The organism is Pedobacter sp., from assembly GCF_035566355.1.
Classification (GTDB): Bacteria; Bacteroidota; Bacteroidia; order Sphingobacteriales; family Sphingobacteriaceae; genus Pedobacter.
Genome location: NZ_DATMRL010000166.1, coordinates 1 through 12,972, shown reverse-complemented (window position 1 = coordinate 12,972; position 12,972 = coordinate 1). Strand labels below are relative to the sequence as shown.

General features: G+C 41.7%; 7 protein-coding genes. 4 read left to right on the top strand and 3 right to left on the bottom strand.

Annotated elements, in window-relative coordinates; translation table 11 throughout:
- The coding region (locus VNZ46_RS06515; protein WP_325559288.1) for an LLM class flavin-dependent oxidoreductase at positions 1 to 706 on the top strand (706 nt) is incomplete at its 5' end.
- A 53-nt stretch (positions 707 to 759) separates the two neighbouring features.
- On the opposite strand, the gene VNZ46_RS06510 is transcribed toward VNZ46_RS06515, so the two are convergent.
- Positions 760 to 3,099 (bottom strand): GH92 family glycosyl hydrolase, encoded by a 2,340-nt coding sequence (locus VNZ46_RS06510; protein WP_325559287.1) that lies wholly within the window; start codon positions 3,097 to 3,099, stop codon positions 760 to 762.
- Between the two features lie 101 nt (positions 3,100 to 3,200).
- Here VNZ46_RS06510 and VNZ46_RS06505 point away from each other — a divergent pair, with 101 nt between their 5' ends.
- The 3 genes from VNZ46_RS06505 (at position 3,201) to VNZ46_RS06495 (ending at position 9,927) form a co-directional block, all read left to right on the top strand.
- The gene (locus VNZ46_RS06505; protein ID WP_325559286.1) at positions 3,201 to 5,540 is read left to right on the top strand and encodes a glycoside hydrolase family 3 N-terminal domain-containing protein; all 2,340 of its coding nucleotides are present in this window, start codon (positions 3,201 to 3,203) and stop codon (positions 5,538 to 5,540) included.
- An 8-nt stretch (positions 5,541 to 5,548) separates the two neighbouring features.
- Positions 5,549 to 6,865, top strand: coding sequence for a GH36-type glycosyl hydrolase domain-containing protein (locus VNZ46_RS06500; protein ID WP_325559285.1), 1,317 nt, complete (start codon positions 5,549 to 5,551; stop codon positions 6,863 to 6,865).
- A gap of 482 nt (positions 6,866 to 7,347) precedes the next feature.
- The gene (locus VNZ46_RS06495) at positions 7,348 to 9,927 is read left to right on the top strand and encodes a TonB-dependent receptor (protein ID WP_325559284.1); all 2,580 of its coding nucleotides are present in this window, start codon (positions 7,348 to 7,350) and stop codon (positions 9,925 to 9,927) included.
- Between the two features lie 254 nt (positions 9,928 to 10,181).
- On the opposite strand, the gene VNZ46_RS06490 is transcribed toward VNZ46_RS06495, so the two are convergent.
- The gene (locus tag VNZ46_RS06490) at positions 10,182 to 12,419 is read right to left on the bottom strand and encodes a PAS domain S-box protein (protein WP_325559283.1); all 2,238 of its coding nucleotides are present in this window, start codon (positions 12,417 to 12,419) and stop codon (positions 10,182 to 10,184) included.
- Positions 12,403 to 12,774, bottom strand: a complete 372-nt coding sequence (locus tag VNZ46_RS06485) for a response regulator (RefSeq protein WP_325559282.1) — start codon at positions 12,772 to 12,774, stop codon at positions 12,403 to 12,405. Before VNZ46_RS06485 ends, VNZ46_RS06490 begins: the two co-directional genes overlap by 17 nt.
- Positions 12,775 to 12,972: the final 198 nt, after the last annotated feature.

Genomic DNA, 12,972 nt, shown 5'->3' with positions numbered 1-12,972 from the left:
ACTGGGAATCAGCAGAGGTTCGCCGGAACAGGTAATCGATGGCTGGCGCTATTTCGGATATAAATTAGAGGAAGGGGAAACGGACGCGGATATGGGACGCCACAAGGCATTGGAATTCCTGGATAAGCTAAAAGGTGTTGGTTTTGCCCAGCCTAATCCTTATCCAATGTTTCCTAATCCGCCGGGCCTGCTGCGCCTGGAGCCATACTCAGAAGGGTTAAGGGAACGCATCTGGTGGGGAGCTGCTTCTAATGCTACTGCTGTTTGGGCGGCCGAAAAGGGAATGCACCTCCAAAGTTCTACCCTGAAGTACGATGAAAGTGGCAAACCATTTCATATACAACAAGCAGAACAGATCAGGTTGTACAAAGATGCCTGGAAAAAAGCAGGACACAATCGTGAGCCTAGGGTTTCCGTGAGCCGGTCTATTTTCGCATTGGTAAACGATCAGGATCGCTATTTCTTTGGACAGGAAACCGACCGGGTCGATAAAATCGGAATGATTGAATCGGAGAAACGCGCCATTTTTGGAAGAAGCTATGCTGCAGAGCCAGATCAACTTATAAAGGAGTTAGCGGAGGACGAAGCTATCCAAGAGGCAGACACGATCCTTTTGACCATTCCCAATACATTAGGTGTGGATTACAATGTGCATGCACTTTCTTCTATTTTAGAACACGTAGCACCCGGATTAGGATGGCGTTAAATCGCAAATGAATGTGTACCCGCAGCTTTTATTCAAGCTACGGGTACACATTTTCAATACCCCCTTTTAGGTTGACTCCCAAGCACCAATTCCAGTTCTCCCCCCTTAACCAAATCCTGAAATTTGAGCAACAAGCTGTTCAATGGCTTGCCATTGAACGTTCCACGCTGGATATATGGATGCTTTGGATCCTGTTCACTAACTTTAATCAGGAACTCGTTTTTTCGTATCTCCTTTGGAAGTTTAATCCTTACTGTTTCAAACAAGGGTGCTCCAATTAGAAAAGAAGGATCAGATCCAGTGAGTCCTTTTACATCAAAAAGCCCCATTGCAGACAGTACGTACCACGCACCCAACTGCCCTTGATCCTCATCCTGTCCATATCCATACCCATGTATTCGATCGGCCCCGTAAAATTCATTACAAATTGCCCTAACCCATTTTTGGCTCAGATCTGGTCTGCCTGCATAATGAAATAACCAGGAAACATGTAAATTTGGCTGATTTCCCTGATTATACAGGCTCTCAACTCCTGCAAAGGCATCAATCTGCGTGCCCCCACCAAATAAATTTTTCTGCGAAACAGTAAAGATGCTATCCAGTCTGCTGTTGAATGTCTCCTTTCCTATCAGACTGACCAATTGCTCCGGTGCTTGAGGCACATAAAATGTATATTGCCAGGCATTGCCTTCCTGAAAGCCTCTCCAAGGCTCCAAAGGATTAAACTTATCTAAGAATTTACCATGAGTATCCTTAGGCCTCATGAATTTTGTACTGGGATCATACAGTAATTTCCAACCTTCTGAGAGTTTAGTAAACTGTTTATAATCTTGCATTTTATGAAGCGACTTGGCGAACTGTGCGGCTGCAAAGGCGGAAAAAGAATACTCCAAGGTATGTGAAGCCCCGAAAGCAGAACCTTGAGTATTGAGTTCCGGGTTACCACTCTGGTCCTTGATATAGGGCGAATAACCTTTCTCCACAAAAACGCCAACATCTAACTTCCCAGCCCCGGGAATACGGCCTTTACTTTCCAGTTCATTTTTACGCACGGCTTCATAGGCCAAAGGAACATCATAATTTCGAATGCCTACATTATAAGCCGCAGCGATGGCCAGCCCCGTAAAATTCGTTCCAACACCAGATACGTATTTACTTGTAGCAATGCCATCACCAAGCCAGCCGGCATCTTTATACACCAACAATTGACTTTGTACCCAGTCGTTATAGTATTCTGGATAGGCAATGGACCATAGCTGAGTTAAATTCCAGAAGGCACCCCAAATGGCGTCTGTATTGTAATGATGATATTTCGGAGTACCGTTTTCCTTTAACGGGATCTGTCCTACACCCCCATCATTTTTTGGATATGCACCATTCACATCGCTAGCCAGGCCTCTGCCTAAAAGCGCATGATAAAGTCCGGTATAAAACTTAATGCGATCTTGCTCTAAACCACCTTTTACTTCAATCCTGCCCAATGACTTATTCCAGTTTTGAATGGCATTGGCCTTTGCTTTTGTGAAAGTTAACCCAGAGGCTTCCTTTGTCAAGTTGAGTTTTGCGTTGTTTACAGAGGTGTAAGAAAGGCCGGTTTTAATTCCAATTTGCTCACCCTTCTTTGTTTTGAACTGTAAATATATTCCAGCACCCTTTCCCTGCATAGTTTTAAGCCCTTTAAACTGTGTACTGTCTCTAAATGCGCCATAAGAGGCAGGCATTTTATCAAGTACCGCATAAAAGTACATGGTCACATTTGCTGCTTCCTGGTATTTCTGAACATATACAGGTTTGGTAACCACATAGCCCCATACATAGCCATGATCATAAGTCACTTTTGCATCTATGACCGGACCGCTCTCGCCCATCTTATGACCGATATCAAATATAATATTGGCGGCATCTGTTTCCGGAAAAGTATATTGATGAAAACCAACCCTTTCTGTTGCCGTAAGCTCTGCTTTTATATCGTAATCTTTTAAAAGCACGCGATAATATCCAGCGGTGGCATATTCGTCCGATTTATCAAATGAAGACCTGTATCCTGAATTTTTTTCCTCCTTTTTACCAGGAGATGTTTTCAATTTTCCTACCGTTGGTGCAAAGACTACTCCCCCAATCTGAAATTCATGAAAATTTGCGAAACCTTCTATGGAAGTATGACGGTCGTCATAGCCAACCGCTTCCCATCCTGATGGGTTTCCTTCACTCCCATTCGTGCTGGGGGCCAATTTGGCCATGCCGAAAGGAACTGCAGCAGGCGTATAAAAAAAGTATCGGCTATGTGCAGAGCCGATATTGGGCCTCACATATTGGACTGGCCCATTTTCTTTCTGAGCATAAATTAAGATGGTTTGCGTACTAATTAATAAGAAGAGAACAATTCTTTTCATCTTGGTTTACAGTTTTGGTTATTCAAATGTACATACATATTTATTAAAAATATTTAAATTTTACTATACTTGTATATACATACATTTCGACAATCAACACAATGCGTAAACTTCCCCTATTGACCATCTGTATTTTTCTTTCCTTACCCCTTCATTCTTATTGCCAGAAGCCAGTCTATAAAGACGCCAGTCAGCCTATAGCCTCGAGGACTCAGGATTTAATCAAAAGAATGACACTCAAAGAGAAGGTGGGCCAGCTTTTATGTCCCCTGGGATGGGAAATGTACGAACGACAAGGAAATAAAGTTAAGGTGTCTCAGAAATTCAAGGACATCGTATCCAAAAAACAGATTGGAATGCTTTGGGCAACATTCAGAGCCGATCCATGGACACAAAAAACCTTAACCAATGGTCTTAATCCGGAGATGGCAGCAGAAGCTGCAAACGAGTTGCAGCGATATATGCTACAAAACACGCGTTTAGGTATTCCTATATTTTTGGCAGAAGAGGCCCCTCATGGCCATATGGCCATCGGCACCACTGTATTTCCAACAGGTATTGGTCAAGCTTCCACCTGGAACCCGTCGTTATTAGAGAAGATGTCGGCATGCGTGTCGAAAGAAGTGCGTTTACAAGGAGGGCATATCAGCTATGGGCCTGTATTGGATTTATCGCGTGATCCCCGCTGGTCGCGTGTGGAAGAAAGTTATGGTGAAGATCCGGTATTAACCGGAACGCTTGCGGCTTCCATCATCAAAGGATTAGGTGCAGGGAATCTGGCTGCCCCTTACAGCACCATAGCCACCCTCAAGCATTTTGTGGCTTATGCAATACCCGAAGGAGGACACAACGGGGCTGCTGCCAGCGTTGGTGAACGGGAACTTAGAGAGTATTACCTCCCTCCTTTTCAGTCGGCTGTAAATGCCGGAGCCAAATCAATTATGGCCGCTTATAATTCCATAGATGGTGTTCCTTGTAGTTCCAATAGTTTCTTATTGACCGATATACTAATTAAAGAATGGGGATTTAAAGGTTTTACAGTGTCTGACCTGGGAAGTATAGAGGGTATAAAAGGAAGCCATCGCATTGCCCGGGATTATACCGAAGCCTCTATTCTGGCACTTAAAGCTGGTTTAAATGCGGATCTGGGAGGAAATGCTTATCCCAACCTGATAGCTGCTGTTGAAAATGGAAGCATTGAAGAACGTTTCATTGATACTGCAGTATGCAGGGTGCTCCGTTTAAAGTTTGAAATGGGTTTATTTGAACATCCTTTTGTAGATCCTCAAAAAGCTAAAAAGGAAATTAAAACACCTGAGCAGATCTTACTTTCCCGCCAGGTTGCCAAAGAATCGATCGTCCTGCTGGAAAATAAAAATGGTATTCTCCCATTGAAAAAAGGAGTTAAGCTTGCTGTTGTAGGCCCTAATGCAGACAATGTATACAATATGCTGGGCGATTATACCGCTCCGCAACCTGAGGGTAATGTGATTACGGTATTACAGGGTCTTCGCTCAAAATTATCGGCCACGCAAGTAAGCTATGTTAAAGGCTGTGCCATTCGGGACACCACAGAAAACACCATCTCTAAGGCTGTCTCTGCAGCACAGGAATCGGACGTGGTTATCGCTGTTGTTGGTGGATCCAGCGCACGTGATTTTAAAACAGAATATGCAACAACAGGGGCGGCAATTGCAACAGATAAGACCATTGGAGATATGGAGAGTGGCGAAGGCTTTGATCGCTCTACACTTGACCTTCTTGGCAAGCAAATGGATTTATTAAAGGCTTTAAAAAAGACAGGAAAACCTCTTATTGTGGTCTACATACAAGGGCGGCCATTAAATATGAACTGGGCAGCTGAAAATGCGGATGCACTGCTGTGTGCCTGGTACCCTGGCCAGGAGGGCGGCTCAGCTGTTGCAGATGTATTATTTGGAGATTATAATCCCGCGGGCAGACTCCCTATTTCAGTACCCAGAAGTGTTGGACAAATCCCTGTTCATTACAACAGGAAAAGCCCGCTCGACCATCGTTATGTGGAAGAGGAAGCAACCCCTCGCTACGCTTTTGGTTATGGCAAGAGTTATACGACTTTTGCTTATCAAAACTTAAACATCAACAAAGACACCACCAAAGGAATTTATCGGGTATCCTTTACTTTACAGAATACCGGGGCATATGATGGAGAAGAAGTGGCCCAGCTTTACGTGAAAAATCAGTTTGCCTCAACATCTCAACCTGTGAAGCAGTTGAAGCATTTTGAACGTATCCACCTTAAAGCGGGTACATCAAAACTTGTAGAATTTGAACTGACCACTGATGATTTATCCATCATTGACATGCATATGAAAAAGGTATTTGAATCCACCAGCACATTCACCATCATGATCGGATCTTCCTCTGATCAAATCCAATTACAAAAACAACTAGAAATTTAATTAAACAAATGAAATCCTATTCAATTTATATCTTATCCTGTGCTTTTTTAATAACCGCCTGCCCTACTAAGGGAATGGCCCAAAATCAGGAACTGGCCGCCCGGATTCTTGCTGATTCGTCATTAACCGTTGTAGACAATCTGGCAAAGGATGTAATTAAAGAAGGCTTTAATGCAGGAAGTGGTTACTCTCAGATCTGGGCACGCGACTTTAATACCTTGATTGAAACTTCTTTAGAGGTACGTTCCAAAGAAGATGTCCGGGGAGCCATCCTTCTCTTCTTTGCGCTCCAGCAAAAAAATGATGAAATGATAGATGGTTATGTACTAAAAAAGGATTTTACATGGAATGACGATACACCATATTACTCTGATGCAGCTCCGGGCCATGTTGGTTTTAAAAACACCGTTGAAACGGATCAGGAAACCTCACTCATTCAGCTGGTAGGAAAATACATCAAAAAGACTGGAGATGTTGGTTTGCTGGATGAAAAAGTAGCAGGTTTAACCGTACTGACAAGAATGGAGAAAATGATTGATTACCTGTTGCGCGAACGTTACAATAAGCAATACGGTTTACTTTGGGGAGCAATGACTGCAGACTGGGGCGATGTTCAACCACATGACACTTTTGGCTGTGATTGGAATGAACTATCTAACGAAGCTATTGACGTTTATGATAATGCGATGTTCATTATCGCGCTGCAATATTTAATAGATGTTGTTCCAGACAAACATAAAGCAGAGCAATGGACCAAATTAAAAAGGGGCATATATCAGAATGTGAGAAAATATCTTTGGGATGCAAAAAACCAGAAGTTCATTCCGCATATCTACCCGGATAAGTCTCCCATCCCTGCTGGCTTTGATGAAAATACGATCTTTTATCACGGCGGAACAGCAGTTGCAATAGAAGCTGGCTTGTTGTCTAAAAAAGAAATCGCTGCAGTGAACAAGAAAATGGTAGAAAATGTAAAGCTATCAGGAATGCCCAGTATTGGTCTGACTTTATATCCTACCTATCCTGAGGGATTTTTTACCGGAGGAATGGCTAAACCTTATGTCTATCAAAATGGTGGCGACTGGACTTGGTTTGGTGCAAGAATGATCCAGCAACTCATTGCAAATGGTTTTGTAAAAGAAGCCTATGAAGAAGTTCGTCCTATGATCGATCGCGTGGTAAAAAACAAAGGTTTTTATGAATGGTATGGCCAGGGGGATGTACCAAGCGGATCGGGTAAATTTAAAGGGTCTGCTGGAGTATTAAGCAAAGCAATTGTGCAATTCAAAGACTGGGCGCTTGCCAATCAAAAGAAATCTCTTTAACATTGAACTTCGTACTGCTTTGCTGAAAAATAAAAGGCCTGAATCATAAGATCCAGGCCTTTTTCTTTCTATTATTAAAATAAAAACTACAAAATCTATAGATTTTATTTTTTTAATGAAAAAGAGTGTTATCTTCGCATAACTAAATAGCTATCTACAACTTAGATCCAAATGAAAACAGACTTACATTTTAAGAAAATGAAAAGAAAAACATCTCAGAAAGGAATGCCTTTCCTTTTAGACGGTTGCTGTTGTTGTTGATATAGCTCAAGTATTGCCTTGCAAAATTAAGGCACCTGCAAACCTCCATATTTTGAAAATATGACTGGACGTTAAAACATCCACGTGGCTTTACTTTGCAATTTTTTATAACCAACAAACCATTAGTAATAACATGATGAACCATTATGATTTTTCAATCCACACCGTGGTATAATTAAATCTGATCGCTTCATCACAAAAGAAAAACAAAGCTTAAACAGATGAAAAAAAATTTACTTCTTATCCTTTCACTTATACTCACGGCAAATTATGTTTTTGCCCAGGATGCGATAACAGGTGTCATAAAGGGTAGCAACGGCGCTCCTATTCCACATGCTACAGTAGTGATCAGAGGCACCAGTATTTCTGCAATTGCAGATAACGACGGAAAGTTTAGTATCCACTCCAAACAAGACCTTCCATTTTACCTTCGGGTCAGTTCAATTGGTTACAAGCCTCAGGATTTCCAGATTTTAAAACTCCAGGATACCCCTTTTGAACTGGTTTTGATTGAAAGCTCACAACTCGATGAGATTGTGGTAACCTCAAGGAGACGTTCGGAGGTACTCCAGGATGTGCCTATTGCCATTACCGTTATAGGTGGGCAAGCTGCAGAAAATGCGGGGGCGTTTAATGTTAACCGTTTAAAAGAGCTGGTTCCTTCGGTACAATTGTATGCTTCAAATGCCAGAAATACCACACTTAATATCCGGGGTTTAGGCTCTACGTTCGGTTTAACCAATGATGGTATTGATCCGGGTGTTGGCTTTTATGTAGACGGGGTTTACCAGGCACGTCCTGCGGCTACTTCTACAGATTTCCTTGATATTGAGCAAATTGAAATCCTTAGAGGACCTCAGGGTACTCTATTTGGCAAGAACACTACTGCAGGTGCGTTTAACATCACTACCGCCAAACCAACTCAGATCCCAACCGGAAAAGTAGAATTGAGTTTCGGAAATTATAATTTTATTCAGGCTAAAACCTCTGTTTCGGGAAGCGTTGCAAAAAATCTAGCCGCCAGGCTATCTATCTCTGGGACTCAGCGCGACGGTACCATCTGGAACACCAAAGAAGAACGCAAATATAGCGGTCAAAACAACCTTGGTTTTAAAGGTCAGTTGTATTACACACCTTCAGATAAGCTACAGGTATTGTTAAGTGGTGATGTCAGCATTCAGCATCCTGCCGGCTATCCGCTGGTGATTGCAGGTGTGGCTACAACGGAAAGAAGCGCTTATCGCCAGTATGCCAAAATCGTTTCTGATTTGGGTTATCAGCAGCCTAAAATAGATCCTTTTTCCAGAGAGATCAATACCAATACACCATGGAGACACAATCAGTCCATTGGGGGTATATCCGTAAATGTGGATTATAAAATTGGCAACGGAACGCTGACTTCTACGACGGCCTGGAGATTCTGGAACTGGGATCCTACAAACGACAGGGATTTCTCTGAATTATCTGCGTTGACCAAATCTCAGGGAAACTCCCGTCATGACCAATATTCTCAGGAAGTTCGATATGCTGGTAATCTGGCCGAAAAAGTAAGCGGTGTAATTGGTGTATTTTTTCTTGGACAGAATTTAAAAGGTTTAGACCAAACGGAAGAAGTAGGCAAAGATCAGTGGAGGTTTGTACAAACCAGTAATACAGGCGCTCAAGCCTTGTATTCAACGCCTGGTTTACTGGATGGTTACGGTATCAAAACCAATTCAACCATTAAATCTTTAAGTGCTGCTGTGTTTGCTCAGGTAGACTGGGAGTTTTTGAACCACCTGCATATTTTACCTGGATTAAGATATACGTATGATAAGAAGGATGTGGATTATAACAGGGTAACCTATGGTGGTCTGCAAACTACAGATGCGGCATTGCTGGCACTGAAAGCTGCAGTGTATAGCAACCAGCAATTCACAACCAATGTAGACAATAATAATTTGTCTGGAAACATCACCTTATCTTATCGTCCTAACCCCAGCTTAAATGCATACGGAACTTTCTCAACTGCCTATAAACCAGTTGGTGTTAACGTTGGAGGCTTACCAACTACTTCTACCGGAGCAGCAGATTTGTCTTTGGCTGTAGTAAAACCAGAATATGTTCAACATTATGAATTGGGCGTTAAAACCAGACCTTTTAAAGGTGCATTGGTTAATGTGAGTGCTTTTAATACGGATATTAAAGATTATCAAACCAATGTTCAATCGCCACAATTGGGTGTAAACAGAGGCTATCTTGCCAATGCAGAAAAGGTAAATGTAAAAGGTTTAGAGCTTGATGGAACTTATCAATTGGAAAGGTTTTTTACGCTAAATGCTGCGCTGGCTTATCTGGATGGCAAATATGTAAAGTTCACTAATGCTCCGTTGCCTCTTGAAGAAACCGGCCATACCGAATCGGTTAATGGCGTGGCTACGCAGGTGGCGTTTAAAGATGCTTCTGGAGGTCGTTTACCGGGGATATCTAAATGGAATATTTCTGGCGGTGCAGAATTTAGTGTTCCGGGTAATCTGGCAACTAAAGCGGGTAGATATTTTATTGCGGGAGATGCGAGTTACCGCTCAGAATATTCTTCAAACCCCACACCTTCGAGTGTATTGAATGTTGACGGCTATTCTTTATTTAATGCCCGTTTAGGATTTAAATCGGATAAGTTCTCTGCATTTGTTTGGAGCAGAAATGTTACAAATAAAAATTATTACGAACAATTGCAGGCTGCCGCGGGTAATTCTGGCCTATACGCCGGTGTACTTGGTGATCCAAGAACTTATGGAGCTACCTTGCGTTATTCATTCTAACATTATCTGTGCCGGCGACTAAACCTTTTCATTTCCATAGGGTCTTATCATTAACACATAAAAACCTATAATATGAAAACAATTAAGTATCTATTTCTTTTGCTGGCAGTAGCTGTTAGCTTTAGTTCATGTATCGTTGCCGAACGTGGAGGCAGACCTCACCATCACAGACATTATTATGGTTATTAACCCAATTATCATTTAATATAAAAGAGGGTGCCCTTGGGTACCCTCTTTTATATGAATAGCAGAACTTATAGAATTAGATCTTTATGCGGCAGGGTAAAATAAAACGTGGAGCCTTTTCCCTCTTCACTTTCTACCCATATCTGGCCGTCATGGCGCTTAATAATTTCAGCACTCAGGTATAAGCCTATACCAAATCCGGAGATGGTTTTAAACTTTCTGCTTTCTACCCGGTAGAAGCGGTCAAACAACAAACCGATATCATCCTTTGGAATACCGATCCCCTCATCCCTGACACTCACCAAAGTCTCTCCATTCACTTCCTTGCAAAGTACCTCTACAATTTTACCCTGCGGAGAATATTTGATGGCGTTACCAATTAAGTTATTAATGACCTGCCCAATCTTTTCGCGGTCTGCAAAAACCATAACTTCCTGGCTGTTTCCGGTCGAAATGTTATGTGTCCGATCTGTGAGTGTAATTTCTTCAATGACTTCGGCAATCAGTTCATTCAAACAAAATTGCTGCTTTTCCAGGTTAATCTTACCGGCTTCCAGACGTGACAAGTCTAAAAAGCTCTTAATCATGTTGTTCATCTTATTGACCTGCCCATCCGCTTTGCTCAGGGAATTTGTAGCCTGAATATCTCCACTTGCTTTTGCCTTGGAACTCAATAATTGAACATAGGCTTTTAATGAAGTAAGCGGGGTTTTCAATTCATGGCTCACCATGGCAATAAAATCATTCTTCCGGATTTCATCCTGTTTATGTTCTGTGATGTCCAGCAGGATTCCTGAAAACCGAACGGGAACTCCTTCTTTATCTCTGTAAATTCTTCCTGTGGCCCTCATCCAGCGCAATTGCTGATCGTAGTGGCCTTTAATGGAGAACTCCAGATCGAAATGCTCACCTTTAATGACCGAAGATTGAATAGCTTTCTGGACCACACCTCTGTACTCCTCAGTAACCTGTGCAATAACCGTATCATAGGTCATTTCTTCATTAGACTTATAGCCAAAGAGTTCCTTCAACCTTGGAGAAACCGTTAGGCGCTTACTGAGCGGATCGTAATGCCATGTACCCAGGTTTGCTGACTCAATTGCAATCCTGAGCATTTCTTCTGCCCGTTCTACTTTATGTCTGCTTTCTACTCTCGCGGTAATATCTTCGGCACCAACAATAACCCCATAAACACGTCCCTCAGCATCAATCATCGGATCATAAAAGAAACTCACATATTTCTTTCCAATTCCGTTGCCCGTATTGAAATAGAATACCTCTTCTTCCTGCCCGTATGGTTCTCCTGTTTCATAAACAGTTTTCAGATATTCAAGAAAAGGCTGTCCAACCAACTCAGGAAGGATCTGCAACAGAGGCAGGCCAATAACCTCCTCCTTCTTTTTGTTCCACAGATCCAATAAACGCTGGTTGGCTATTTCAGCAATCCAGTCTTTTCCTTTCAATACCAGCAATGAATAATGTGCATTCATCACAACACTTCTGAAACTCGATACGCTCTCTTCCAGCTTCTGTTTAACCAATACCAAAGGGGTAACCTCGGTAGCAATCATCATAATGCCTGTAGTATGCCCTTTTTTATCTTTGATCGGTTGGTATGCGTAATTAAAATAAGCTGTTTCCAGCTTTCCGTTGCGCAAAATAAAAGCTTTGGCTTCGTTACCTACCATAGCTTCCCCCCAGGTATAGACATCTTGCAGCAGTCTTAAAAAAGGCTGCCCTTCTAATTCTGGCAGGGCAACAGCCATAGGCATATTTAATACAGATTTGTTCTTTCCCCATAGTTCGAGCATTCGGGTATTGGCAGATTCAATAATCAGCTCTTTCCCCTTTAGGATGCCCATGCCTACCGGTGCCTGTTCAATCAGCTCCATAAAATAATTGCGGTTAGCCCGTTCATTTGCGAACCTGATTTCCTGATCAATATCCTTAACAGTGTACAACAAGTATTCTACGTCCCCTTTATGATCAACTACGGGAGAAATGTGGATGGATATGTATATACTTTTGGAATGATTGATGGGTATAAGGAGAAAAGGACTGATCTCAGCTTCAGATTTATACATCACCACCCTTTCCAGTACCTCCAGGATATTGGAAGGAAACAGATCTTTTTCTACGTCAAATATATCCTTTCCAATAAGAGCTTCCCTGTTCAACCCTGTTATTTTCAGATAATTATCACCAGCTTCATAAATACTAAATGATAATTCTTCCTTTTTAAGGACTAAGCCAACATGCGTTTTCTGAAGAAAAGCTTTAAATAAATCATCATTTTGGTGATCCATTAATTATATGTTCTACAACGGTTTTCAATTCATCAACATCGAATGGTTTCTCTAAAAAAGCATTATTGCCTACATTTTCGTTGCTGTAAATAAACTTAGGAAATGCAGACAGTAATAACACTGGAATATGTTTATGTTTTCCACTAGCCTTAATGAGTTTACAAAGCTCTCCACCATTAACTCCATTCAAATTGTAATCCAGGATAACAATGGTTGGGCGATGCTTCTCTACCAATTCCAAAATGTCATCAGTTTCCTCATAGAAGAACACCTCTTCACCATTATCTGAGAAAATCTCTTTAAAGATGTCCTCCATTTCCAGATCGTTCTCTACAATTAATATCCGCTTCTCCATTTTTTTTCAGATATAGATGATTAACCGCCTGCAAACCAAAGTGTCTTCAGGTTCAGCTAAAGGAAGAACAAAGAAATTGCAAAAAAGTTTTGAGGCAGACTATCTTATTTCTATGCCTGCATTGGAATAATCGCTTAAATTCACCAGTTTAGGATCAGCTTCCGTAACAATGACGTTAAGCAGATTGGCAGCGCAGAT